Source organism: Streptomyces sp. NPDC047085 (genome assembly GCF_040643735.1).
GTDB lineage: Bacteria > Actinomycetota > Actinomycetes > Streptomycetales > Streptomycetaceae > Streptomyces.
Window position 1 is genome coordinate 39738 of sequence record NZ_JBEYUW010000018.1, and the last position, 24689, is coordinate 64426.

Annotated in this window: 25 protein-coding genes; 8 read left to right on the forward strand and 17 right to left on the reverse strand. The window is 71.9% G+C overall.

Going from position 1 to position 24689, the window contains the following annotated elements:
* Positions 1–5 precede the first annotated feature (5 nt).
* The 4 genes from mqnC to ABZ865_RS38460 form a co-directional block, all read right to left on the reverse strand.
* Complete coding sequence (mqnC, locus tag ABZ865_RS38445; RefSeq protein WP_361240990.1) at positions 6–1205, reverse strand: cyclic dehypoxanthinyl futalosine synthase; 1200 nt, start codon at positions 1203–1205, stop codon at positions 6–8.
* Positions 1206–1277: 72 nt separating this feature from the next.
* Positions 1278–2039 carry an A24 family peptidase gene (locus ABZ865_RS38450; RefSeq protein ID WP_361240992.1) on the reverse strand — a complete coding sequence of 254 codons (762 nt, stop codon included), beginning with the start codon at positions 2037–2039 and terminating at the stop codon, positions 1278–1280.
* Positions 2036–3847 carry a serine/threonine-protein kinase gene (locus tag ABZ865_RS38455; protein WP_361240995.1) on the reverse strand — a complete coding sequence of 604 codons (1812 nt, stop codon included), beginning with the start codon at positions 3845–3847 and terminating at the stop codon, positions 2036–2038. The genes ABZ865_RS38450 and ABZ865_RS38455 overlap by 4 nt, the downstream gene beginning before the upstream one ends.
* Before the next feature lie 450 nt (positions 3848–4297).
* Complete coding sequence (locus ABZ865_RS38460) at positions 4298–5146, reverse strand: menaquinone biosynthesis protein (protein ID WP_361240998.1); 849 nt, start codon at positions 5144–5146, stop codon at positions 4298–4300.
* Between the two features lie 286 nt (positions 5147–5432).
* Here ABZ865_RS38460 and ABZ865_RS38465 point away from each other — a divergent pair, with 286 nt between their 5' ends.
* Together ABZ865_RS38465 and ABZ865_RS38470 are read left to right on the forward strand one after the other, a co-directional pair.
* Positions 5433–5636 (forward strand): cold-shock protein, encoded by a 204-nt coding sequence (locus ABZ865_RS38465; protein WP_003992177.1) that lies wholly within the window; start codon positions 5433–5435, stop codon positions 5634–5636.
* Between the two features lie 334 nt (positions 5637–5970).
* The gene (locus ABZ865_RS38470) at positions 5971–6174 is read left to right on the forward strand and encodes a hypothetical protein (protein ID WP_361241001.1); all 204 of its coding nucleotides are present in this window, start codon (positions 5971–5973) and stop codon (positions 6172–6174) included.
* A gap of 149 nt (positions 6175–6323) precedes the next feature.
* Here the strand turns inward: ABZ865_RS38470 and ABZ865_RS38475 are convergent, their stop codons facing one another.
* The 5 genes from ABZ865_RS38475 to ABZ865_RS38495 form a co-directional block, all read right to left on the reverse strand.
* A complete protein-coding gene (locus ABZ865_RS38475; RefSeq protein WP_361241004.1) occupies positions 6324–9341 on the reverse strand; it encodes a BTAD domain-containing putative transcriptional regulator in 3018 nt (1005 codons plus the stop codon).
* Positions 9342–9509: 168 nt separating this feature from the next.
* Complete coding sequence (locus ABZ865_RS38480; protein WP_361241007.1) at positions 9510–10304, reverse strand: AfsR/SARP family transcriptional regulator; 795 nt, start codon at positions 10302–10304, stop codon at positions 9510–9512.
* A gap of 102 nt (positions 10305–10406) precedes the next feature.
* Positions 10407–11231: a hypothetical protein gene (locus ABZ865_RS38485; protein WP_361241010.1), complete on the reverse strand. Its 825-nt coding sequence runs from the start codon at positions 11229–11231 to the stop codon at positions 10407–10409.
* Between the two features lie 45 nt (positions 11232–11276).
* Positions 11277–11495, reverse strand: a complete 219-nt coding sequence (locus ABZ865_RS38490) for a DUF397 domain-containing protein (RefSeq protein WP_361241013.1) — start codon at positions 11493–11495, stop codon at positions 11277–11279.
* Positions 11492–12355: a helix-turn-helix transcriptional regulator gene (locus ABZ865_RS38495; RefSeq protein WP_361241016.1), complete on the reverse strand. Its 864-nt coding sequence runs from the start codon at positions 12353–12355 to the stop codon at positions 11492–11494. The genes ABZ865_RS38490 and ABZ865_RS38495 overlap by 4 nt, the downstream gene beginning before the upstream one ends.
* Positions 12356–12462: 107 nt before the next feature.
* Here ABZ865_RS38495 and ABZ865_RS38500 point away from each other — a divergent pair, with 107 nt between their 5' ends.
* Positions 12463–12939, forward strand: a complete 477-nt coding sequence (locus ABZ865_RS38500; protein WP_361241019.1) for an ATP-binding protein — start codon at positions 12463–12465, stop codon at positions 12937–12939.
* On the opposite strand, the gene ABZ865_RS38505 is transcribed toward ABZ865_RS38500, so the two are convergent.
* Complete coding sequence (locus ABZ865_RS38505) at positions 12875–13771, reverse strand: LysR family transcriptional regulator (RefSeq protein ID WP_361241022.1); 897 nt, start codon at positions 13769–13771, stop codon at positions 12875–12877. The two genes, ABZ865_RS38500 and ABZ865_RS38505, sit on opposite strands and share 65 nt — an antisense overlap.
* Before the next feature lie 242 nt (positions 13772–14013).
* On the opposite strand from ABZ865_RS38505, the gene ABZ865_RS38510 reads away from it, so the two are divergent.
* Positions 14014–14709, forward strand: coding sequence for a Crp/Fnr family transcriptional regulator (locus ABZ865_RS38510; RefSeq protein ID WP_361241025.1), 696 nt, complete (start codon positions 14014–14016; stop codon positions 14707–14709).
* A gap of 15 nt (positions 14710–14724) precedes the next feature.
* Here ABZ865_RS38510 and ABZ865_RS38515 read toward each other — a convergent pair whose 3' ends face one another.
* The 6 genes from ABZ865_RS38515 to ABZ865_RS38540 all read right to left on the reverse strand — a co-directional run bounded on the left by ABZ865_RS38515 (position 14725) and on the right by ABZ865_RS38540 (position 20496).
* The gene (locus tag ABZ865_RS38515; RefSeq protein ID WP_361241029.1) at positions 14725–15438 is read right to left on the reverse strand and encodes a hypothetical protein; all 714 of its coding nucleotides are present in this window, start codon (positions 15436–15438) and stop codon (positions 14725–14727) included.
* On the reverse strand, positions 15435–16514 hold the full coding sequence (locus tag ABZ865_RS38520) for an ATP-binding protein (protein WP_361241032.1): 1080 nt from the start codon (positions 16512–16514) through the stop codon (positions 15435–15437). Before ABZ865_RS38520 ends, ABZ865_RS38515 begins: the two co-directional genes overlap by 4 nt.
* 86 nt (positions 16515–16600) lie before the next feature.
* On the reverse strand, positions 16601–17026 hold the full coding sequence (locus ABZ865_RS38525; RefSeq protein WP_361241035.1) for a hypothetical protein: 426 nt from the start codon (positions 17024–17026) through the stop codon (positions 16601–16603).
* A gap of 185 nt (positions 17027–17211) precedes the next feature.
* Positions 17212–17718, reverse strand: a complete 507-nt coding sequence (locus ABZ865_RS38530) for a hypothetical protein (protein WP_361241038.1) — start codon at positions 17716–17718, stop codon at positions 17212–17214.
* Complete coding sequence (locus tag ABZ865_RS38535; protein ID WP_361241041.1) at positions 17718–18302, reverse strand: hypothetical protein; 585 nt, start codon at positions 18300–18302, stop codon at positions 17718–17720. The genes ABZ865_RS38530 and ABZ865_RS38535 overlap by 1 nt, the downstream gene beginning before the upstream one ends.
* A 259-nt stretch (positions 18303–18561) precedes the next feature.
* On the reverse strand, positions 18562–20496 hold the full coding sequence (locus ABZ865_RS38540) for an AMP-binding protein (RefSeq protein ID WP_361241289.1): 1935 nt from the start codon (positions 20494–20496) through the stop codon (positions 18562–18564).
* A gap of 336 nt (positions 20497–20832) precedes the next feature.
* Between ABZ865_RS38540 and ABZ865_RS38545 the strand changes: the two genes are divergently transcribed.
* From ABZ865_RS38545 to ABZ865_RS38555, 3 genes are read left to right on the forward strand one after another with little or no spacing between them, the layout of a single operon-like run.
* Positions 20833–21720, forward strand: coding sequence for a MaoC/PaaZ C-terminal domain-containing protein (locus ABZ865_RS38545; protein ID WP_361241292.1), 888 nt, complete (start codon positions 20833–20835; stop codon positions 21718–21720).
* A 52-nt stretch (positions 21721–21772) separates the two neighbouring features.
* On the forward strand, positions 21773–22222 hold the full coding sequence (locus ABZ865_RS38550; protein ID WP_361241044.1) for a nucleoside deaminase: 450 nt from the start codon (positions 21773–21775) through the stop codon (positions 22220–22222).
* Positions 22215–23180 (forward strand): 2-oxoglutarate and iron-dependent oxygenase domain-containing protein, encoded by a 966-nt coding sequence (locus ABZ865_RS38555; RefSeq protein ID WP_361241047.1) that lies wholly within the window; start codon positions 22215–22217, stop codon positions 23178–23180. The genes ABZ865_RS38550 and ABZ865_RS38555 overlap by 8 nt, the downstream gene beginning before the upstream one ends.
* A gap of 5 nt (positions 23181–23185) precedes the next feature.
* On the opposite strand, the gene ABZ865_RS38560 is transcribed toward ABZ865_RS38555, so the two are convergent.
* Positions 23186–24160 (reverse strand): zinc-binding dehydrogenase, encoded by a 975-nt coding sequence (locus ABZ865_RS38560; protein WP_361241050.1) that lies wholly within the window; start codon positions 24158–24160, stop codon positions 23186–23188.
* 107 nt (positions 24161–24267) lie between these two features.
* On the opposite strand from ABZ865_RS38560, the gene ABZ865_RS38565 reads away from it, so the two are divergent.
* Positions 24268–24591, forward strand: coding sequence for a transcriptional regulator (locus tag ABZ865_RS38565; protein WP_361241053.1), 324 nt, complete (start codon positions 24268–24270; stop codon positions 24589–24591).
* The last annotated feature ends 98 nt before the right edge of the window (positions 24592–24689 follow it).

Here is a 24689-nt window from a genome sequence, read left to right on the forward strand (position 1 = left end):
CGCGCCTAGTTGGAGGCGAGCAGCTTCAGTTCGGGGTGCGCCGTGCCGCCCTCGATGGCCGTGGAGGAGATGTGGGAGACCACGCGGTCGTCGACGGGGTCGTTCGCCGGGTCGTCGTGCACGACGAGGTGCTCGTACGTCGTCGCGCGCTGCGCCGGGACGCGGCCCGCCTTGCGGATCAGGTCGATGATCTCCAGGCGGTTGGAGCGGTGCTTGGCGCCGGCCGAGGAGACGACGTTCTCCTCCAGCATGATCGAGCCGAGGTCGTCCGCGCCGTAGTGCAGGGAGAGCTGGCCGACCTCCTTGCCGGTGGTGAGCCAGGAGCCCTGGATGTGCTGGACGTTGTCGAGGAACAGGCGGGCGATGGCGATCATCCGCAGGTACTCGAAGAGGGTCGCCTGCGTGCGGCCCTTCAGGTGGTTGTTCTCGGGCTGGTAGGTGTACGGGATGAAGGCGCGGAAGCCGCCCGTACGGTCCTGTACGTCCCGGATCATGCGCAGGTGCTCGATGCGCTCGGCGTTGGTCTCGCCGGTGCCCATGAGCATGGTGGAGGTGGACTCCACGCCCAGCTTGTGCGCGGCCTCCATGATCTCCAGCCAGCGCTCGCCGCTCTCCTTGAGCGGGGCGATGGCCTTGCGCGGCCGCTCCGGCAGCAGTTCCGCACCGGCGCCCGCGAAGGAGTCGAGACCGGCCTCGTGGATCCGGGTGATGGCCTCCTCGACCGACACACCGGAGATCCGGGCCATGTGCTCCACCTCGGAGGCGCCCAGCGAGTGGATCACCAGCTGCGGGAAGGCGTCCTTGATGGCCTTGAAGTGCTTCTCGTAGTACTCGACGCCGTAGTCCGGGTGGTGGCCGCCCTGGAACATGATCTGGGTGCCGCCCAGCTCGACGGTCTCCGCGCACCTGCGCAGGATGTCGTCGAGGTCGCGGGTCCAGCCCTTGTCCTTGTCCTTGGGGGCCGCGTAGAAGGCGCAGAACTTGCACGCCGTGACGCACACGTTCGTGTAGTTGATGTTGCGCTCGATGATGTACGTCGCGATGTGCTCGATGCCCGCGTACTTGCGTCGGCGTACGGCGTCGGCGGCGGCGCCCAGCGCGTGCAGCGGGGCGTCGCGGTAGAGGACGAGCGCCTCTTCCGGGGTGATCCGCCCACCGGCGGCGGCACGGTCGAGGACAGACTGGAGGTCGGCCTTCTCGGTCACCAGGGCGTCCCTTTCGTCAAGGGTTGTGGACGGACCGGGCCAGCCTACGCCAGGGGGTTCGGCCGCCCGCGCTCAGGCCGTGTACGCGCCGATCAGCAGCCCCGCGAAGGCACCCGCGAGGAGGAACGGCCCGAACGGGATGGCCGACTTGCGGTCCGCGCGCCGGACGAGGACGAGGACGCCGCCGTAGAGCGCGCCGGACAGGAACCCGGCGAAGGTGCCGAGCAGCACGGTCGGCCAGCCGTACCAGCCGAGGACGGCGCCCGCGCCGAGCGCCAGCTTCACATCGCCGAAGCCCATGCCGGCGGGGTTGATGAGCCACAGCACGTAGTAGCCGACGCCGAGCGCGAGCGCGCCGTACAGCGCGGTGGGCCAGTCACCGGCGTGCTCGGGCAGCAGGGCGACCAGCCCGAGCAGGGCGAGCGCGGCCCCCGCGAGCGGCAGCGTCAGCGGGTCCGGCAGCCGCCGCACGCGGAAGTCCACGGCCGCGAGCAGCACCCCGACCGGCGCGAGCAGCAACCAGACGGCCAGCTCGGGGCGGGTGCCGGTGGCACCGGCGAGGGCGGCACACACGAGAGCCGTGGCGAGGGCGAGGAGGGGGGCGGAGGGGATGGAGGGGGTGTACGACGACTCGACGGCCGGGGGCCGGACGCACACCCCGCACGGCGTCCGCCCCAGCCACCCCCGCAGGAGGTGTCCCTCGGGGCAGTGGGAGCGCCACGGTTGCTCGTCCGGGACGGTGAAGCGGTAGGCGGCGCGGGGCAGCAGGGCGCCCGTCGCCGCGCCCCACAGTACGGCGACGGCTGTCAGCGCCAGGTCCACCGGATCGCTCACCCGACCTTGGACATCCGCGCCACCGGGTTCCCCTCGGCCGAACTGTCCCCCGTGTACGTCAGATCGTCGCCGGTCGGCGTCAACTCCACCGGGTGCGGGGCGGGATCGCAGCCTGAGTGGTTGGTCTTCGCGCCCGTGGACGTGGCGACGATCCGTGTCGTGGTCACCTGCTTCAGGGTGAGGATGTCGGTGCAGACGGCGCCGATCTGGTCGGTCTGCGTGAGCCGCCCCAACTCCTCGCCCACGGCCGCCTGGTGGACGGTGAGCCGGAAGGTGCCCATGGGCAGGGTGCCGCCGAGGCCGGTGGCCTGCCCCTCCCAGGTGCCGAGGTAGCGGGCCGGGATCGCGCCGGTTCCCGGGGAGGCTGTGCCCGACGGGGAGGGCGTGCTCGAGGAGGAACCCGTGCCGGCCGTGGGGTCCGGTGTCTGCGACGCGGCGTCGGCGGGAGCGGACGAGGACGCTGCCGTGCCCGGGCGTGATGAGGAGACCGCGCCTCCTCCTGCCGTGTCGTCCGCGCCGCCACCGAACCACGGCCGCAGCAGCATTCCGGCCCCCACCGTCACCCCGGCCAGCACGCACGCCACGGCGAGCGCCACGGTGCAACTCACGCGCCGCCCCCGCCCGTTCTCCCCGGGCACCGAGGTGGCCGCCACACTGACGCTGACCTTGCCGGGACCCGGCACCGCGTCCCTGGGCCCGGGAACGGACGTCGGCGCCCCCGCCGGCACCGCACCCGCCGTACCCGCCGTACCCTCCGTCGTCATCACCGGAGCGGGCCCGAACTCGCCGACCCCGGCACCGGAAGCCACCGCACCCCCGGCTGCCCCCGCACCGGAGGCAGCCCCGGAAGCAGTCTCCGAAGCCTTGCTGAACCCCACCGGCCCGGACGGCGCTCCCCCCGACGTCCCGTCCCCCGCCTCCAGGTTCAGGATCTGTACGGCGCTCCGGCTCACCCGCTCCACCAGCGCCCCTGGCAGCCAGCCACCCGCGATCAGGTGTGCGGCGCCCTCGGGAGCCAGTCGGCGGGCCAGTTCGCGGGGGGCGGGCCGGGTGGCCGGGTCCTTCGCCAGGCACCCCGCCGCGACCTCCCGCAACTCCCCGCTCAGCCCGTCGAGTTCCGGCTCCTCGTGGACGACCTTGTAGAGCAGCGCGGCCGAGGAGTCGCCCGGGAACGGGGGCGCGCCGGTCGCCGCGTAGGCCAGGACCGCGCCGAGGGAGAAGACGTCGGCCGCGCCGGTGACGCCTTTGCCGAGGATCTGCTCGGGGGACATGTAGCCGGGCGAGCCGACGGAGACGCCGGTCGAGGTGAGGGACGCCGTGCCGTCCGTGGCGCGGGCGATGCCGAAGTCGATGAGGAGCGGCCCGTCCAGGGTCAGCAGGACGTTGGAGGGCTTGACGTCCCGGTGGACCAGGCCCAGTTCGTGCACCGCGGCCAGCGCCTCGGCGAGGCCCGCGGCCAGGGCCCGCACGGTGTGCGCGGGCAGCGGGCCGCCGTCGGTGACGGCCGCGGTGAGGGAGGGGCCGGCCGCGTAGCCGGTGGCGACCCAGGGGACCGCGGCCTCCGGGTCCGCGTCCAGAACGGGCGCGGTCCAGGCGCCACCGACCCGGCGCGCGGCCTCCACCTCGCGCCGGAACCGGGCCCGGAACTCCTCGTCCAGCGCGAAGTGCGGGTGCACGATCTTCACGGCGACGGTCCGGCCGCCCGCGCTGCGGCCCAGGTAGACCCGGCCCATGCCGCCGGAGCCGAGCCGCCCGAGCAGCCGGTACGGCCCGACGGCGGCCGGTTCGTCGGCTCCGAGCGGCTGCATGGCGTCCACCTCTCCCCCAGCTCCCCGGGCTCCCCCGGTTCCCCCGGCTCCCCGGGTTCTCCCCGGCTCTCCCGGCTCTCGGTTCCCCCGGCTCCCCGGGCTCTCCCGGTTCCCCCGGTTCCCCCGGCTCCCCGGGTTCTCCCCGGCTCTCCCGGCTCCCCGGGTTCTCCCCGGCTCTCCCGGCTCTCGGGTTCCCCCGGTTCCCCGGGCTCTCCCGGCTCCCCCGGTTCCCCCGGCTCCCCGGGTTCTCCCCGGCTCCCCCGGCTCCCCGGGTTCTCCCCGGCTCTCCCGGCTCTCGGGTTCCCCCGGTTCCCCGGGTTCTCCCGGTTCCCCGGGCTCTCCCGGCTCCCGGCTTCCCCCGGCTCCCGGCTCCCCCGGCTCCCCGGGTTCTCCCGGTTCCCCGGGTTCTCCCGGCTCCCCCAGTACGCCTCACCACCCGCAGCGTAGTGACTACGGCTGAAGCAGATCCACCGTTACGTCCGCAGGGAACCCGGTCGTCGGGCCCACCCGGCGCGCGAACTCGGCGACCGCCGCCAGTTGCGGGGCGCCGAAGCTGAAGTCGAGGGTGGTGAAGTACTGCTCCAGGGTCGTCTCGTCGAACGCCTCCCAGCGCGAGGCCTGTTCGGCGACCTTGGTGACCTCCTCCAGGGAGAGGTTGCGGGAGGCGAGGAAGGCCTCGTGGACCTGGCGGGTGAGGTCCGGCTCGCGCTCCAGGTAGTCGCGCCGGGCCGCCCAGACCGCGAAGACGAACGGCAGGCCGGTCCACTCCTTCCACATGGCCCCGAGGTCGTACACGTCGAGGCCGAGCTTGGGACCGTAGTGCAGGTTGGCGCGCAGGGCGGCGTCGCCGATGAGGACGGCGGCCTCCGCCTCCTGCATCATCAGGCCGAGGTCGGGCGGGCAGGTGTAGTAGTCGGGCCGTACGCCGTACCGCTCGGCCAGCAGGAGCTGGGCGAGGCGGACCGAGGTGCGCGAGGTCGAGCCGAGGGCGACGCGGGCGCCGTCCAGCCGGTCGAGCGGGACCTGCGAGACGATCACGCAGGACATCACGGGGCCGTCGCAGCCGACGGCGATGTCCGGGAAGGCGACGAGGTCATCGGCGTTGCGCAGGAACTCCACGAGGGTGATCGGACCGATGTCGAGGTCGCCCCGCACGAGCTGCTCGCTGAGCTTCTCCGGGGTGTCCTTGGTCAGCTCGAAGTCCAGGAGCGTGCCGGTTCTCGCGAGCCCCCAGTAGAGGGGCAGGCAGTTCAGGAACTGGATGTGGCCGACGCGCGGCCGGGTGCGAGAATTGTCCACATCGCGAGACTAGACCCCGTGCTGTACCGTGCTGAGACCGGCCCCGCCGTCAACACACCCGTCCGGCGGTTCAAACATTCGGGTGACGTGATCTTGAGCTCTATTGCTTTCGGCTGCCCGCGTGCTAGGCTCGCCGCAAGTTGCAGTTTGGTTTCCCTTGCAGTACAGAGCCTGCGGAGCATGTGACCGCGGGCTCTCGTCGTTTTCAGACATATGCGTTGTGCAGCACAGCTTCGCACTTGCAGGTTCTGGAGCAGGGCAACCCTTTTGAGCCCAAGGAGGGCTTATGGCTACCGGAACCGTGAAGTGGTTCAACGCCGAAAAGGGCTTTGGCTTCATCGCCCAGGAGGGCGGCGGCCCCGACGTCTTCGTTCACTACTCCGCGATCAACGCCTCCGGCTTCCGCTCCCTCGAGGAGAACCAGCAGGTGAGCTTTGACGTGACGCAGGGCCCGAAGGGTCCGCAGGCGGAGAACGTCACCCCCGTCTGATCTCTGCCTGATCGCAGAACCTGAGTGCAGTACCCAAGGAGCCCCGCGCCGCAAGGCGACGGGGCTCCTGCCTTTTTTCGTTCATTTCTCGTTCACATAAATATGCGGCCCGGAATCCCGTACGGTCCCGGGTTCCCGCCAGATGCCCTGGGAGGCGGTTGAAAGCGGGAGTACCGGGAGGCTCCCCTGTCCCGGGAACCAGCGGGGAAGGCATGGGGATCGCCGGCGTCGAGCATCGGACGCGGCGCCGGGGAGAGCCCGGCGACCGGAGCACGATCCCGCTCCTCGATCCCGATCTCCGATCCCGCTCTTCGAATCTTCCCGGGGGTACTCCATGCGCACCATCGCACTGCGTACGAAGACGGCTCTGGCCGCGTTCACCGGCGCCGGCGTCCTGGCGCTCGGTGTCGCCGCGGCCGTCCCGTCGACCGGCACGCAGAACGCCCTGATGCGCTTCGCATCGGATCTGTCCGGCCACCAGGCGCACTCTGGCCCGGCTCTCGCGGACGAGCGCCCGCCGGGCCTCGTCCACTACTGACGGCGTCGACAATCCGCCCACCACGGCATATGGCACCGGCCGGGCTCACGCCCCGTCGGTGCCGTTCTTCATGCGAGCCGCGAGCCGCGAGCCACCCCGGTGAGTTCCGCCGTCCACAGGGACGCTGCCCACAGACGCCACAGGCGCCGCTACAGCCGCCGTCCCGCCTCCGTCACGCGCATCGCGTCGTACAGCTCCTCCGCCGCGATCCGATGCCGGCGTGCCGTCGGTTCGTCGCCCAGCGCCTGTGCGGCCTCCGCCATGCCGTGCAGGGCGCGGGCGGTCTCGAACCGGTAGCCCAGGCGGGAGGCCAGATCGTGGGCGTGACGGTGCAGCTCCATCGCCTGCTCGGGTGTGCCGCCGCGCAGGTGGACCAGGCCCACCACGTTCGCCACGGTCGCCTGGCGCAGCGCCGTGCCCTCGGCGGAGACCAGCTCCAGGGCGCGCTCGGCGTGCTCGGCGGCCGAGCGCGTGTCGCCGAGGCGCTGGCAGACCCGCGCCCACTGGGCGAGGACGACGGCCACGTTCGCGGGTTTCCGGGACTCGTCGCACAGTTCGAGGGCCTGGGCGAGGCAGGCCCGCGCCCGCTCGTCCTCGCCGGTGCCCAGGTGGGCCAGCGCCAGCCAGGTCAGTGAGGAGATCTCGTTGCTGCGCTCGCCCAGGCGCCGGTTCAGCTCGGTGGCCTGGGCCGCGTACCGGGCCGACTCGGCGTAGCGGCCCGCCCAGGTCTCCACGGTGCTGAGGTTGACCAGCGCCACCGCCTCGGCCCGGGGCGAGCCCAGCTCCCGGTGCAGGGTGATGCCTTTGTCCAGGTAGGTGCGCGCCTCGTCGAAGTTGCCGATCGCGCCGTGCAGCATGCCGAGCACGTCGATGCACATCGCCTCGCCCCGGCGATCGTCGGCGACGGCCAGCTCCAGGGCCTCCTGGGCGGTGGTGATCCCGTCCTGGAAGTCGCCGAACCACCAGTGGGCCACGGCCAGGTTGCCCAGGCAGACGCCGAGCAGCGCCGGGTCGCCGAGCTGTCGGCAGGCGTCGACGCCGATGCGGCTGACCACCCGGAACTCCTCGTAGTGGCCCCGCAGGTCCAGGTAGAAGAGCAGGTCGCGGGCGAGCAGCGTGGCCGAGTGCTGCAGGGACCGGGCGCCCGCCTGCGCGACGACCGCGAGCAGCGCCTCGTGTTCCCGGTCGAACCAGGCCAGCGCCTCCTCGTCGCCGTCCAGCCGGGGCAGCTCGGGCGCGCTCCGCTCGGACGGGTTGCCGAAGCGGTCACGGCCGGGGAAGAGCACCTTGCAGGCCTGCTCGGTCGCCAGCGTGTAGTACGACACCAGCCGCTCGACCGCACCCTCCTCGTCGTCCTCCGCCTCCCGAACGCTCAGCGCGTACGTGCGCACCAGGTCGTGGAAGCCGTACAGGCCCGCCTCGTGCTGTTCCAGCAGATGCGTGTCCAGCAGGTGTTCCAGCAGGTCCTCGGCCTCGTGGGCGTCGGTGCCGAGCAGCGCGGCGGCCGAGTGGACGTCGATGGCGCTGCCAGGGTGCAGGCCGAGCAGCCGGAACGCGGCGCGCCGGCCCTCCTCCATCGCCTGGTACGACAGCCGGAGCGTGGCCTCGACGCTGCGTTCCCCGGCGCTCAGCTCGCGCAGCCGGCGGGTCTCGTCGGCGAGCCGGTCGACCAGGTACTGCACGGTCCAGCGGGGGCGGTTGCGCAGCCGGGCGGTGGTGATGCGCAGGGCGAGGGGCAGACCGCCGCACAGCCGGGTGAGGTGGGCGACGGCGTGGGGTTCGGCGGCGGTGCGGTCGGTGCCGAGCATCCGGGTCAGCAGCGTGGTGCTGTCGCTCGTGGAGAGCAGGCCGAGCGAGAGCCACTCGGCGCCGTCGAGGTCGAGCATGCGGACCCGGCCGGTGAGGATGACCAGGCAGTCCTCGGAGGCCGGCAGCAGCGGGCGTACCTGGGCGGCGTCGGCGGCGTTGTCGAGCAGGAGCAGCAGTTTGCGCTGGGCGGAAACGGTCCGCCACAGGGTGGTGCGGCGCTCCAGGTCGTCGGGGATCCGCTCGTCCGGGACGCCCACGGTCCGCAGCAGGGAGTGCAGCACGGCGCCCGGTTCCTGCGCCTTCTCGCCGGGACTGAACCCGCGCAGGTCCACGAAGAGCTGCCCGTCCGGGTAGTCGGGCACGAGCAGATGGGCGGCGTGCACGGCCAGGGCGGTCTTGCCGCTGCCGCCCATGCCGTCGACGCCGACGATCCGCGTGCAGCCGCCGCCCGGCGCCCGGCCCACCTCCAGCAGCCGCGCCAGCTCCTCCTCGCGCCCGGTGAAGTCGGGCAGGTCGTAGGGCAGGGTGCAGGGCGCGGGCCCGGGGCCGGCGGGTAACTCCAGCGGGGCCGGTACGAGGAGGGCCGCGCGGTCGGCGACGGACAGCGGCACCCGGGGCGCCACCTCCGGGCTGTCGCGCAGGATCGCCTCGTAGAGCCGGGTCAGCTCGACGCCCGGGTCGATGCCCAGCTCCTCCACGAGCAGTTCGCGCACCCGGCCGAACTCCTCCAGCGCCTCCGCCTGCCGGCCCGCCCGGTACAGCGCGAGCATCAGCCTGCCGCGCAGGGTCTCCCGCAGCGGATGCGCGGTCACCAGCTCACGTAAGGGCCCGATCAGTTCGCCGGACTGGCCGAGTTCCAGCTGCAGCTCGAAGTACTGCTCGGCGACCGCCATGTGCCGCTCTTCCAGGGCCGCGGAGGCCGCGGAGATGATCTCGCCGCCCGCGCCGGCCATGACCGGTCCGCGCCACAGGTCCAGACAGGACTTCAGATGGCCGACCGCCTCGCCGGGCCGTCCGCCGGCCACCGCCTCCCGGGCCAGCTGCTGGTGCCGGCCGAACTCGTGCAGGTCCAGCTCCTCCTCGGCCAGCACGGCTCGGTACCCGGCGCCGTCAGTGAGGATCAGCCCGGAGCCGCCCGGGATCCGGGTGCGCAGCGCGGCGATGGCCTTGCGGATCTGGTGTCCGGCCGTCTGCGGCGGCTCCTCGTCCCAGGCCGCGGCCACCAGCCGGGGCATCGGCACCATGCGGCCCGGCTCCAGCAGCAGGGTCACGAGCACCCGCTCCTGGGTCGGACTGCCGAGTCTCAGCCGACGCTCCCCGGACCAGCCTTCCAACGAGCCGAGGATGTTGAACCGCACGACAGGACGACCCGATGCCGCCGATTCCACGAACCGATCCCCCCGCCCCGTCCCGTTGCCCAGCCCGAGATGTTCGGGACAATCCTAGGTTGTACCCGAACGAGCAACAGGGAGAAGCGACTTAGCGCTACCTGTCACATCCCGGCCCGAGCCGAAAGCTAACCATCTTCAAGCGGTCTGGAGGAGGGGGGAACGCGCGTCGCCGACGAGGGCGGGGTCGTGCCGCAGGATCGCGCTCTCCACCCGGCGCAGCGCCGGCGACGGCTGGATGCCCAGCTCGTCGTCCAGGTGGCGGCGCATCCGGCGGAACACGCCGAGGGCGTCCGCCTGTCGCCCCGCGCCGTACATGGCGATCATCAACTGTTCGCAGAACCGTTCGCGCAGCGGATGATTGGTATGTGCCTCCGTCAGTTCCGCGAGCACCGCCGCGTGCCGACCCAGTCTCAGCTCGGCGTCGAAGCGCAGTTCCATCGCCCGCATCCGGTACTCCTCGTAGCGGGCGCCCGCCAGTTGGCACAGCGTCCCGCCCGTGAATCCGCCGAACACGGGACCTCGCCACATCGCCAGCGCGTCCCCGAGCAGCCGCGCGGTCCGCGCCGCGTCCTCCGCCCCGGCCGATTCCGCGAACCGCACGGTCCGTACGAACTCGGCGGCGTCCAGCTCACCGTCCACCACGGTCAGCCGGTAGCCGGACGGATGGATGGTCACCCGCGATTCGGAGCGGCCCGGCTCCAGGCCGCGCAGTTTGCGGCGTAACCGGCTGACGTGCGCCTGCAGGGCGTTGGCCTGGTTGTCGGGCACGGACTCGCCCCACATCTCCTCGACGAGGCTCTCGCCCGACACCGGCTGCCCCTCGCTGACCAGCAGGGTCTGTACGAGAACTCGCTGCAGGTCGCCGGAGATCTCCGCAGGTCCGGACACGGTACGGACCTGCAGAGCCCCGAGGACCGAGAACTTCAGCATCCTGACTCCGCCTCCTGTTGACGCCGGCGCCGTCGGCCTTCTTCCGGCGACGTATCAACGGTGCGAAACCGGGCTACCGGTTCGTTCCCGATCGGTTCCCCCTCAGCTGGTCCCGCCCACGACCAGGGCGCTCAGCGAGGCCACCCGCTGGGCCGCCACCTCGGGCGAGTCGGCGTGGATCACCAGGTGCCCCGGGCGCAGCGCCTCCGGTGGCATGACGTACCGGACGTGCGGCAGCACCCCCACCTCGGCGGTGTCCAGCCGCCAGGGCGAACCCAGCATCACGGCGGCGGCGAACCGGTTCGGCCGTACGGAGTCCACGAGCCGTCCCGACAGCACCTCCAGCGCCCCGGCCGCCAGGTCGAACCCGCCGGCCGCCTTCACCAGCTCCGGCACCGGATCGTCCGCCAGTCCCGCGCGGCACGCCGTGATCACCGGCCCCCGCGTGGTCAGGGCCACGCTCGTGTGGGCCGGCCCGTACTGGTACCCCGCGAGGTCCAGCAGCGCCGTCACCACCGCCCGTACATCGGCCGCCGTGTCGTTCGTCAGCGGCGCCGGGTGCAGCAGGCCGTACGGCATGTGGGCCGTGATCCCGACGGCCTGGTGCATCCCGTGCACGCTCAGCGTCTCCACGGTCAGCCGCAGATCCCCGGCCGCGACCTCGGTGCCGCCCGGCGACAGCCGGTTGTCGCGCACCAGCCGCTGTACGGCCACGGGGTCCGCCAGCACTCTCAGGGCCCGGGCCGGGTTGACGAACAGCCCGGCCGCCTCGGCCTGCGCGAGCGGAGCGCGCAGCGCGGCCTCGTCGTGGACGTCGGCCACGGCCGAACGCACTTGAACACCGGCGCGCGCGGCCTGTCTGACGAGGCGCGGGTCCGGGTTCAGCAGGAAGATCCGGCGTACGTCGTTGGGTTCGTCTTCTTTCATGCCTCTGCTCGGGGGACTCAAGTCAGCGAGGGTGGAAAGACCAGGCTACGAGCCGGGGTTACCGATCCGTTCCCCACCGGTTCCCGAAGCGAGGAACGCGGACCAGGTGGAGGGAGAAAGGGTGAGGTGGGGCGCTGAAGAGGGTTGCTTGGAGTCGCGGATGTGGATGGCGGCGGGGTGGACGGCGACGGCAACCTCCAGGCATTCGCCGCCTTCCCCGCCGCTGTAGCTGGACTTGAACCAGGCGAGTTCCTCGGTGTTCATCGCTCTCCCAGCAATTTCTCGATCAGGGCCAGGGATTCGGTGGGGCTGAGTGCCATCGCGCGCATGATCCCATAGCGGTCTACGATCTTGCGGACCTCCTCCGGGTCAGTGATCAGTCGCGGGTAGCCCTGAACCTCCACGTACGCAACCTGCGCTCGCTTCTTGGGCGTCAGCAGGTTGAACGGCCCGTCCATGTTGGGGTGTTCGGTCTGCGCGAACGGCATCACCTGGATCTCGACGTTACGCCTGCGACCGATCCGTAGCAGCTGTCGGAGCTGGCCTTTGTGCACCTCGGGTCCGCCGATTGGCCGGTGCAGCACTGCCTCCTCCAGGACGTAGCTGCACATCGGCGGCGGCCATCGCTCCAGAACCTGCTGACGCGCCAGTCGGTCGGCCACGCGCTTCTCGATCGTCTCCTCGTCGAGCAAGGGACGACGGCGGGAAAACACCGCCTGCGCGTAGTCCTCCGTCTGCAAGAGACCAGGCACCCCTTGGTTGGCGTAGAAGTGCAGCTCTACGGACTCCGCCTCCAGCTCGGCGTAGTTCCGATACCACTCCGGATGCCGCGTCCGCGCCCTCCGCATCGCCTCCTCGACCTGCGGAATCACCGTCCTGAACAGCCCCTCCGCGCCCAGGAGTTCGTCAGCCTTCTCCAAGAACTCCGGCCTCGGCGTCCGTACCCCTCTCTCGATCGCCGAGATCAGATCGGGCCCGTACCCCATCAGGCCCCCGAACTCCGTCTGGCTGAGGCCCGCCCGCTCCCGCAGCAACTTCAGCAGCCGCCCCACCACGGCGAAGACACCCACCGCCCCGTTCTCCTCAGCGGGCGTCTCCGGCCTCCGCTCCGTCTCCTCCGTCACGCCACCCTCCGACGACTCGTACCGCAAACGAACCGCACCCGTACGGCTACGCACAGTCGCGATGTCTCCCCTGGTCAGCGTAGGGAGAACTCACCACGCTCAGTGATGTGAATCTGGAAATCTCCACCCCCACCGAATTCGTCCAGCGGCTCAGCGCCACCCCACGCGGCGCCCGGCTGGCCCGCCGGCTGACCGTGCACCAGCTCGTCACCTGGGGCTATCCCCATGGCGACGACCTGAGCGACACCGCCCAGCACCTCGTGGCCGAGCTGGCGGCCAACGCGGTCACCCACGGTCGCGTACCCGGGCGGGACTTCGAGCTGCGGTTGCTGCTGCTGCGCCCCGCGGACACCTTGCGTATCGAGGTGAGCGACGCGCGGGGCGACCGTACGCTCCGCTTCCTCGCGGGCGCGCCGGAGGACGAGTGCGGGCGGGGACTGGTCCTCGTACAGGTGCTGGCGGCGCGGTGGGGCCTGATGGAGCGGGACGTCGGCAAGACGGTGTGGGCGGAGCTGGCGCTCAGTGGCGGGCGCGGGCGCGGCACTCGACGACCGTGTCCGCGAACGCTCGCGCGGGAGGGCTGAGCGCGTCCCAGCGGCGGACGGCCCAGCCGACGGGCAGGGGGCGCAGTCCGGGAAGCGGGACGAGGCGCAGCTCGCCCGTCCCCGGCACGGGAAGCCCCGGTACGGCGGGGACGACCGCGCGCCCCACGCCCAGTTCGGCGAGGAGCAGGGCCGTGTCCCAGTCGGCGACGCTGGTGTCGTAGGCGAACCGCACGCCCTGCTCGGCGCAGGCCGCGTCGAGGTGGGCGGCGGAGGTGGAGTTCGGCGGGAGGCGGATGAGCCGGACGTCCCGGAGTTCGGCGGGGTCGACCTTCGCCTGCTCGGCCAGGGGGTCGTCCGCGCGGACGGCGAGGACCCAGGGCAGCTCCACGACCGTGCGCTGCTCGATGCCGCGCACGGGAGGGCCGAGGGTGATCCAGGCGAGGTCGAGGGTGCCCTCGGCGAGCGCGTCGAAGGTGCCGCGGCCCGAACTGACCGTACGGAACTCCAGGTTGACCTCGGGGTGGCGGCGGCGGAAGGTGACGACCGCGTCGGACATGAAGTGCCGGACGGTGGTCGCGCCGGTGGCCACGCGGACGTACCCGCTGTGCCCGTCGAGGTGGTCGCGCAGCTGCCGTACGGCGAGGTCGAGCCCGGAGATGCCCTCGGCCGCCGCGGCTTCGAGGATCCGGCCGGCCTGGGTGGGCACGACCCCGCGCGGCTGCCGCTCCAGGAGGGTGACCCCGGTCTCGCGTTCGAGGCGCTTGACGTGCTGGCTGACGGCGGACTGGGTGCAGCCGAGGTCCCGGGCGACGGAGCTGAGGCTCCCCGCCCGGCACACGGCCACGAACACGCGCAGGTCTTCGAGCGTCACAACCCCCAAGCTAGCACTTGGATTTGGCGAGCATTTCCAAGGATTGACTGGATGCGGCGGCCGTACGACCATCTGTGGCGGGCCGCGAACGACCCAGGCGGCAACCCGCTCCCCGCCCCCGCCGAGTCCGGACGACGCGGGAATCGACAGGGAGCGGGTGCCGACCGACCACCACGGCCGCCGCTGCCGGGGGTCCCTCAGTCGGCCTTCCGACGCCGACCGCCTCGGCTACGCTCCGGCACATGGGGGACACAGGCTGGCCGCGGGCGAGTCTCATGGCGGAGCTGAGCGAGGAGGAGCGGCAGGCGCTCGTCCGGCTCGGGACCGGCAGGGTGTACGAGGCCGGGGACGTGCTGATCACCGAGGGGCAGCGCGATTCCCATGTGGCGCTGCTGCTGGACGGCTGTGTGAAGGTCGTCGGACTGCGGGACGACGGTGGCAGCGTGCTGCTGGCCGTGCGGGGGCGTGGGGATCTCGTCGGCGAGTTCGCGGCGATCGACGGCCGGCCGCGCTCGGCGAGCGTCATCGCCGCACGTACGACCACGGTACGCACCATCGGCGGTGCGGACTTCCACACGTTCCTGCGGGAGCATCCGTCGGCCGCGGAGGCCGTGCAGCGCTCCATCACGGCGAAGCTCCGCTCCGCCACCCGCTATCGGATCGACACGGGTGGCGGTTCGGTGACCGCGCGGGTCGCCCGGACCCTGGACACGCTGGTCCGCGCGCACGGGCGCGTCGAGAACGGCTCCGTTCGCATCGATCTACCGCTCAGTCAGGGCGACTTGGCGGCACTCGCCGGGGTGTCGCAGGCGGGGGTGCAGCGGGCACTGCGCCACCTGCGCGCGGCGGAGGTGGTGACGTCGGAGTACCGGGGCACGGTGGTGCGCGACCTCGCCGCTCTGCGTCGGGTCGCCGAGGAGGGCGGCACGGGCCGCTGACCCACGGGCCGTGGGTCAGCGGCCGGGGCCGTTCCGGAAGAGGTGCGGTGCCACCTCCTGCGGGGTGGGCAGCGGCGCCAGTGCGGGTAGCGGTGGCGTGGGCGGGGCGGTGCCCGCCGCGAGGCGTCCCAGGTCGAAGGACAGGTACACCCAGGTGTCCGCGCTGAACCCCTTCTCCGGCATGTCGACCCGGTAGCGCTGGAACCGATCGGGATCCAGGCCGCGGTATCCGTGCTCGAGGACGTCCTCGTACAGCTGCTCGGAGACGGCCAGAGCGAGCTCGCAGGCCGGGAGGCAGGACATCGCCTGGCGCAGCACCGGGGAGTCCAGCAGCCGGCAGGCCCGTACGACCGCACGGCTGACGAAGCCGTTGGCCGCCTCGTGCACGATGCCTTGGTGCAGCGCCGAACGGAGCCGGAGCCGGGCCTCGTCGCCGAGATCGCGATTGACCTCGCGCAGAGCGATGCTGAGCTCCCGGACCAGACCGGGTACCACCCGGCCCTCGTCGAGGCCGGGCGGGAGCAGCAGCAGTTCGCCGTCGCCCTGGGGCTGCCGCAAGCAGGCGTCACGGTCGACGCCGGCCTCGGCGCACACGCGTTGCATGAGCTCCACCAGCCGACGCTGGGTGTTCAGTTGGCGCAGATGATCGTGGCGGGAGGACCCGACGAGGTCCACCGCCACGATCAGACGCCGTATGCCGGGAGGCACGGGGCGGTCCGGGGCTGTCACGCCTCGGCCTCCCCGGCCGAGCCGGCCGGTGCGGGCGGTGCAGCCGTGTCCGGCGGCTCCGCGCCCTCGGCCGTCACCGCGTCCGGGCTCTCCGCACCCTCGGCCTCCACCACGGCCGGTGCCCGCAGTTCCGGGGGCACTTCCCGTGAGTCCAGTCGGCGTACGGTGTAGTCGGCGGGCATCCCCGGGTCGGGGGCTCGGCCCACCTCGGCGCGTGCCCGGCGGGCGTTCTTGATCTCCGCCACCAGATCCGCGGCTGTCACCACGCCGGACTCGCCGCCCCGCCGGGCCGCGGCGGCCGCGGCCCCCGTGATGACGTTGACCAGATCGCCGCCGGCGAGCCCGGCGGATTCCTGGGCGAGCGCACCCTGGTCGAGGCCGGTCTCGCGGGGCAGCGCCTCGGGCAGCAGCCGCTGCCACAGCCGGTGCAGCGTCTCGGGATCCGGCAGCTCGAACCTCACATGTGCGAGGATCCGGCGCACGAACGCCGCGTCGTAGTTGCGCGGGAAGTTCGTGGTGAACACGACCAGCCCGTCGAACCGGTCCAGCTGACGCAGCATCACCGCGCGTGAGACGTTGACCGCGTGGTCGGCACTCTGCGACACCCGGCTGAGCCTGCTGCCCAGGATCGAGTCCGCCTCGTCGAACACGAGCACAGCGCCGTGCTCACGGGCCACCTCGAAGCAGCGGACGATGTTCTTGGGTGTCTCGCCCACGTACTTGGACTCGATCTGGGCGTAGTCGACGTTGATGACCGGCCGGCCGAGCCGGTGGGCCAGCGCCTCCGCGCACAGGGACTTTCCGGTGCCGGAGGGCCCGTAGAGATTCAGCGCGGTGCCGCGGCGGTAGGGGTCGATGGAGCGCAGGTTCCAGATGTCGTAGAGCAGCGTGTGATGCTCCACGAGATCCAGGGCCAGTTCCACGCGCTGCCGCACGGCGTCCGGCAGGATCACCTCGTCGAGGGAGCGCCGCGGCTTCTCGGGCACGAACTGCGGTTCCCTTTCGTCGTTCACGCCCTCCTGCGCGCCGTCCCGGGAGCGGGACGCACCGGCGGGACCGCCTCCCTTCGTACGCACGTCATGGTGTCGCTCTGCGCTGCTGTCCGTATCGGTGATGCGTTCCCAGCCACCCGGCACGGTGTCTCCTCTCCTTCTTCTCCACGTCAGGCAGGGGTCCAGGTCCTGACGGCCTCTCCCGTACCGGGCCGCAGGAGCTCGGTCCGCACATCGGAGGGGACTCTGCGCCAGGGGGTGCGCATGGTGACCCGCTCCGAGCCGCCGTCCCGGTAGTCGCAGTCGAGCACCACCTGGACGAGGTGTCGCCGCTCGGCGTCGGGCTCCTGGCGGAAGGTGCAGGCCACCTTGCCGACCTGGTCGCCGACGCGGCCCTGCAGCGCGCTGTCCTGTCCGTGCAGGGCCGGCCGTATGCGGTCCTGCGGTACTCCGAGCCGGCGGGCCCAGATCTCGGCCAGTCCGTCGGCGACGACGTCCGCCAGCGTCGGGCTCCGCCGACCGGTCAGGCGCCGCGCCGCGAGCAGCGCGAGCACCGCGGCACCCGCGGCGAGGGCCACCCACATCCAGCTGTTCACCTTCGGCTTCCTTTCCGCCGCGGCCGCCGCTTCCGCCGCCGAGCGAGGCGTGTGCTCCAGCGGGCCTGCCGTGAGGGTCTCGCGTGCTGTGTGCCGCGTGTGTCGTGTGTGTCGGGTGTCGGCCGGCGTGGCCGTTCCGTCCGTCCCTCCACCGCGGTGTGCGGGCGGGTGCGGCCGCGGGGCCGTCACTCGCCGTCCTCCATCTTCATGTTCATGACCTCCTCGTCGCGGAACTTGGTGAGGTCGAAGCTGACCGTGTTCTCCTTCTGCCGCATCCACCGCTCCAGCACGTCCGGGGGGATGTCCTCGAGGACGAGCGGCTGTACCACCTCGTGCGACGCGAACTGCGGACTCTCGTCAGGGCTGAGCGAGGCGATGACCCAGGAGATGGTCTTGGCGACCCATTGACCGTTGTCGAGGCGGCTGAACTCCACCATCTGCCGCACGAGTCGGGTGCGCAGAGCCGACCACGACTTGCGGATCGCCCTGCGCACCTCCATCACGGCCCCGTGCAGGGACATGAACGCCCGCCGAGCGTCTTCGGCGAGCTCCGGGAGGTACTTGTCCACCCACGGCAGGAACGTCGTCTTGGCCCAGCCGAGAATGCGGTCCCAGAAGGTGACCACGACGGCGACCGCCACCCCTGCCGCACCGATGGCCATTGCGAAGAGGATGAGGAACGGAAGTGGCATCAGGACCTCTTCGGGAAGAGTTGGAACTGGACCTGGTCGACGCCCTTCATGAGCTCCATACGGATGTCGTCGGGGAGCCGCTCGTATCCGATGTCCTGACTGATCGCGGTTTCCCGCAGGTCGCCCGGGCCGTGCCCGTGCACCACGCGGACCGATCGCCGGGGCGTGTCGCGGTCGCCCTCATGACCTCGGTACTCGACCGTGATCCGGACCAGGAAGCGCGACAGCCTGTCGGCCACCTGCGGGTCCAATGGAGGCAGCCCGTCGGTCAGCGCCGGATTGCCGGCCTCGTCGCACATGGCGATGACGGCCCGGTACACGTCCGCCTCGGGGAGGCCGAGCAGTTCCGACGACTTGCGGGCCACCAGGCCGTAGACCGCCTGGGTCTCGGCCAGTTCGGCGTCCTTCATGCTCCTCTGGGCATGCTCGGTCAGCTTCAACAGCTTGCGCAGGAGCACCAGTGCCAGTTCACGCAGGACCGGATTGGGCCAACGGTCGACGGGCCCGCGCTCCACCAGACGCACGATCGTGGCGAGGGTGTCGTGGACTTCGTCGAGAGACGATGTGGGGTCGGTCTTGTTCACGCCATGCCTCCCGTGACGCGGCACGGCGGAGCGCCTCCGATGAGCAGGAAGGGGAGCCGTCGCGCAGCGAGGTGTTTCGGACAACTGGCTTGATCAGGGCCGAAGTTACCCTTGCGACGAGGCAGACAAAACGTCAGATGAGGTAAAGTAGTACATCTTCTTTAGGGATTAATGCGGCTGCATCAGGCCATGGCGTAGAAGAACCCGGCCGGGTAGTACCACTCCCCGGAACAGGGCAGGAAGACGTCTTCGGCAGGGCTCAGAGCACCAGACCCCCGCTGCCCTCGTACAGGCCCTCCACCTCACGCGCGAAGTCCCGCATGATCCGGTCGCGGCGCAGCTTCATCGACGGGGTGAGGTGTCCGGCCGCCTCGGTGAAGTCCGTGGGCAGGACGGCGAAGCGGCGGATGGACTCGGGGCGGGAGACGAGCTGGTTGGCCTCGTCCACGGCATGCTGCAGGATGGCCGCCAACTCCGGGTCGCCGAGCAGTAGTTCCGGCGGGACCGGGTGCTTGCCGTTCATCCGGCGCCAGTGGGTGACGCCGTCGGGGTCGAGGGTGAAGAGGGCGGCGACATAGGGGCGGCCGTCGCCGACGAGCATGCACTGAGAGATCAGCGGGTGCTGGCGCAGCCAGTTCTCCAGGGGCGCCGGTGCCACCGACTTGCCGCCCGCCGTGATCAGCAGCTCCTTCTTGCGGCCGGTGATGGTCAGATAGCCCTCGTCGTCCAGTTCGCCGAGGTCGCCGGTGTGCAGCCAGCCGTCCCGGGTGGCGGGGACGACACCGCCCGCCGCCGGGTCCCAGTAGCCGCGCATCACATGGTCCCCGGCGACCAGGATCTCGCCGTCCGCCGCGATCCGTACCCGGGTGCCGGGCAGCGGCCAGCCGACCGTGCCCAGGCGGGGCTTGAGGGGCGGGGTCACGGTCGTGGCGGCGGTGGTCTCCGTCAGGCCGTAGCCCTCGAAGATCTCGATGCCGGCACCGGCGTAGAAGGCGGCCAGCCGGCGGCCGAGCGGGGAGCCGCCGCAGATGGCGTAGCGGACCTTGCCGCCCATGGCGTTGCGGATGCGCCGGTAGACGAGGGGGTCGTAGAGGGAGCGGCCCGCCTTGAGGGAGGCGCCGGGGCCGTTGCCCGTACCGGTCTGCCGGGCCTCCAGTGCCTCGCCGTAGCGCACGGCGGCGGCCGCGGCACGGTCGAAGGTCGTCACCTTGCCGCCCGACTCGGCGTTCGCGCGGGCCGAGTTGAAGACCTTCTCCAGCATGTACGGGATGGTGAGCAGGCAGGTCGGGCGGAAGGCGGCCAGGTCCGGGAGCAGCTCGTCGGCCTCCAGGCTCGGCGCGTGCCCGAGCCGCACCCGCGCCCGGACGCAGGCGATCGCCACCATCCGGCCGAAGACGTGGGACATCGGCAGGAACAGCAGCACCGACGCCTCGTCGCCGGACTTCACCTTGAAGACCGGGTGGAGGAGTTCGATGGCGTTGTCGACCTCGGCGAAGAAGTTGCCGTGCGAGAGGGCGCAGCCCTTGGGGCGGCCGGTGGTGCCCGAGGTGTAGATGAGCGTGGCGAGGGTGTCGGGGCTCAGCATGCCCCGGCGCACGCCGATCTCCCCGTCCGGCACGGGCGCGCCGACCTGGGCCAGCTGCTCGACATGGCCCTGGTCGATCACCCACAGGTGTTTGAGGTGGGGCAGGCGCTGCATCTCGGGGCCGATCTCGGCGGCCTGCGCCTCGGTCTCGGTGACCAGGGCGACGGCACCGGAGTCGTGGAGGATCCAGCGGCTCTGGAAGAGGGAGGCGGTGGGGTAGATCGGCACGGTGACCAGACCGGCCGCCCAGGCGGCGAAGTCCAGCAGCGTCCACTCGTACGTGGTCCGGGCCATGACGGCGATCCGGTCGCCCGGCACCAGCCCCGCCGCGATCAGCCCCTTCGCCACGGCCAGCACCTCGGCCGCGAACCGCGCCGCCGTCACGTCCTCCCAACGGCCGTCGGCCCGCTTGCGGCTGAGCACCACCGCGCCGGGGTCCGCCTCCGCGTTGTCGAACGGCAGGTCCCCGAGCGAGCCGTGCCGCACCGGCGCCGAGAACGGCGGCACGTACGCCTCCCGCACGGCGCCGTTCAGCCGCTGGATCTGGGGCTCCACCAGGACGGGCCGGCCGTCGTAGTCGGTGGCCGGGACGGGAGCGCCGGGGGACACGGGGGCACTCGGGAAAGAGGTCGACACGGGGCGGCTCCTGTGGCGTGCAGCGGCGAACTGCTTGCTGCATGACGTACGTGCCTCGCACACCGAGGCGTTCACCGGGGGCGGGCCTCGGCCGGAGGTGGCCTTGGATGAGTTACCGCCGGTTAGCCAGGTGATCGTACGAGGCCGTTGTGGGGGCCTCGTGCGGGTTCGGGGGTGGTCCGGCGCCGGGGGTGTGCAGCGTCGGAGGTTTCGTGAGCGTGGTTCAGTTCTGCCGCACGAGCACTGCCTTACCGCCGGTAACCTTACTCCAGAGTAAACAACGTGGACCCACTCGCGCGGGAGTTGCACATGACCGGCCGCCCCGTCGTCACGCTCGCCTCGCCGCCCGCGCTCGCCCCGCTGCTGGCCGCCGGGGCCCTGCGTTCCCCCTTCAAACACCCCTCCCCCGACGCCGACTTCCCGGCCACCCGCCTGGTCCTGCCCGCCCTGCGCGTCGACCTCGCCCGCCTCACCGCCTACGAACGGGTCTGCGGCTTCCCCACCGACGCGGTGGGGGCCGCCGACACCCTCCCCCTCACCTATCCGCACATCCTCGGCTTCCCGCTCGCCATGCGGCTGATGAGCGGCGCGCACTTCCCACTGCCGCTGCTCGGCCTGGTCCACATCTCGATCGAGATCGTCCGGCATGCGGGCCTTCCGGTCGGCGGGGAGTACGAACTCGCGGTGCATGTGGGCGGGTTGGCTCCGCATCGGCGGGGCACGGAGGCGACGGTGGTGACCGAGGTGCGGGCGGGTGACGGCGGGGGCGGCGGGGGCGGCGGGGAGGTCGTATGGGAGTCGCGGAGTACGTATCTGGCCCGGCACCGGACCGACGGCGTGTCCGCCGAGGTCCGCGAGGAGCCGTCGGCCCCGCTGCCCGTGCGGGCCGAGTGGCGGCTCGCCGACGACCTCGGCCGGCGGTACGGCGCCGCCTCCGGTGACCGCAACCCCATCCACCTGCACCCCCTCACCGCCCGACTCTTCGGCTTCCCGCGCGCCATCGCCCACGGCATGTGGAGCATCGCCCGCTGCGTGGCCGCCCACGGAGTCCCCGAGGCGGCCGCGGTCCGGGCACGGTTCCGGGCGCCGGTGCTGTTGCCGGGGACGGTGGCGTACGGCGCGGACGGAGGGGGGCGGTTCGAGCTGAGGGGGCCGGATGGGCGGCTGCGTCTGTCCGGGGAGGTGAGGGACGCCTAAGGGGGTGGGCGCGTGCTGGCGGGCCGTCGGGCTCGTGCGGGACAGTGAAGGCATGCGCACGGAACTGGCCCGCGCCTGGCTCGCCACCGCCTTCGCCGAGGCCCGTACCGGGCTCGCCGAGGGCGGTATCCCGATCGGCGCCGCCCTTTACGGCCCTGACGGGAACCTCCTGGGGCGCGGCCACAACCGCCGGGTCCAGGACGGCGACCCCTCCATGCACGCGGAGACGGCCGCGTTCCGCGCGGCGGGACGGCAGCGCACGTACCGCGGTTCGACCATGGTGACCACCCTGTCGCCGTGCTGGTACTGCAGCGGTCTCGTGCGGCAGTTCGGCATCTCGCGGGTCGTGATCGGCGAGGCGAGCACCTTTCACGGCGGCCACGACTGGCTCGCCGAGCAGGGTGTGGAGATCCTGGTCCTGGAGGACCCCGCGTGCGTCGAGCTGATGCGCGCCTTCATCAGGGACAACCCGGCTCTGTGGAACGAGGACATCGGTGAGTGAGTCGCCCATCCCGACCGTCGACCTCCGGTCCTGGACCGACGGCGATGCCGAGGCCCGCACGGTCCTCGCCCGGACCGTCGACCAGGCTCTGCAGAGCGCCGGATTCCTGCTGGTCACCGGGCACGGGGTGGATCCCGGGCTGCGCGGAGCCATCCGGGAGGCCGCGCGGAGGTTCTTCGTGCTGCCCGACGAGGCCAAGCGGGCCTACGAGACCAAGGTCGGCGGGCGCGGATGGCTGGGGCCAGGAGCCGAGGCCAATGCGTATGCGGAAGGGACCGAGACCCCGCCCGACCTGAAGGAGTCGCTGACCTTCGCCACGCAGGAGCCCTTTGCCGATCCGGCCGTCAACGCCGAGTGGTACGCGCCGAACGTGTGGCCCTCCGAGGTACCGGAGCTTCAGCCGCTGTGCGAGGAGTACCTCCGGAAGATGGCGTGGCTGGAGAAGGAACTGCTGGGCCTGCTCGGGTACGCGCTCGGCCTGGCGCCGGACTTCTTCAGCCGGCACATGGACCATCCGACTTTCGGCTTCAACATCAACTGGTACCCGGGCACGGAGGTTGTCGGAGCCCCTGCGCAGGGGCAGTTCCGCATCGGGCCGCACACCGACTTCGGCACGGTCACCATCCTCGACCGACAGTCTGGGAAGGGCGGGTTGCAGGTCTACACCGATGAGGGCGGGTGGGAGGACGCTCCCTACGTTCCTCGGTCGTTCACCATCAACATCGGGGATCTGATGGCCCGTTGGACCGGTGACCGGTGGCGGTCGGGGCGGCATCGGGTGCTGCCCCCGCCTGTCGACGAGCCCGCGGAGGAGCTGATGTCCCTCGTCTACTTCGGCGAGTGCACCCCAGGGACACGGGTGGAGTCCGTGCCGGCACCGGTGGGGCGGGTGGCGTACCCGCCGATCGACTCACACGTCTACCTGCGGGAGAAGCTCGACTCGATCACAGTCGGTTGAGCCGCCTACGCCTCCACCCGCAGCAGCAGCTTGCCCGTGCTCGTGCGGCTGCCCATCAGGCGGTGGGCGTCCGCCGCGTCCTCCAGGGCGAACTCGGCAGTCACGGGCAGGGACACCGTGCCGTCCACCGCTGTCGCGAAGGCCCGCTCGGTGAGGCGGCGCAGCTCGGCCGGGGCGGTCCGCGCGAGGGTGAGGACGGAGAAGCCGGAGACGGAGATGCCGAGGGGGTACAGCTCGGGCTGGCCCACGGTCCACGGCTCGGCGGAGCTCGCGTTACCGAAGGAGACCAGGCGGCCGAAGACGGCGAGGGAGGCCAGGCCGGCGCGGAGGGTGTCGCCGCCGACGGGGTCGAGGACCAGGTCGACGCCCCGGCCGCCCGTCGCCTCGCGCACCGGGTCCTGGAAAGCGCCGACGAAGACCTCGTCGTAGCCGTGCTCCTTGGCGTAGGACGCCTTCGCCGCCGAGGAGACCACGCCGTACACCGCGCCGGCGCCGGCCGCCCGCGCCAGCTGTCCGGCCACCGTGCCGACCCCGCCGGCCGCGCCCTGGACCAGGACCGTCTCGCCCGGCTGGAGCCGGCCCACGGAGTGGACCAGCGCGTACGCGGTCGGCAGGACCGTCGGCAGGGTGGCCGCCGTGCGCAGGTCCAGTCCGGCGGGGACGGGGAAGACGGTCGTCGCGTCGGCCACGACCACCTCCGCGTACGCCCCGCCCTCGGTCAGCGCGGCCACCTCCTGGCCGACGGCGAGGTCCGTGACGCCCGCGCCGAGCGCGCGGACCCGGCCGGAGACCTCCAGACCGGGGACGTACGGCAGGTCCGGCACCCGGTAGCCCTCCGCACGGGCCTTCAGGTCGGCGAAGTTCACCCCTGTGTAGGCCACGTCGATGCTCACCTGGCCGGGGCCGGGTTCCGGCACCTCGGCCGTCACCGCCCGCAGCACCTCGGGGCCGCCGTACTCCTGGAACTCGATCGCGCGCATGCCGGACCCCCGGTTCGAAGTGAGTGTTCAATGAAAAGCGAACACTCGCGAGTGTATGGTTTTCATCGAACACTCCGCAACCGGAACACGGCAGTGAGGAGGACAGCGTGGCCGCCACCAGCCACCGGGCCGCCCCCGAGCACACCCACCCCGACGACGTCCCGGTGGAGACCGCCCTCGCCGCCCTCGCCGACCCCGTCCGGCTCACCCTGGTCCGGGAGCTGGCCGGCTGCGCCGACTGGAGCCGCAGCTGCGGCAGCTTCGACGTGCCCGTCGGCAAGGCGGCCCTCAGCCACCACTTCGCGGTGCTGCGCGGCGCGGGTCTGGTCGAGCAGCGCGACGAGGGCCCCAAGCGGGTCAACCGGCTCAGGCGGACAGAGTTCGACGCCCGCTTCCCGGGCCTGCTCGACCTCGTGCTGCGCCGCCAGTAGAACGTCGTGCTGCGCCGCCCGTAGAACCTCGTGCCGCGCCGCCGGTAGGCCGGCCATCGGCACCTGAACTGGGGGCATCGGTACCGTCGATGGCCCCA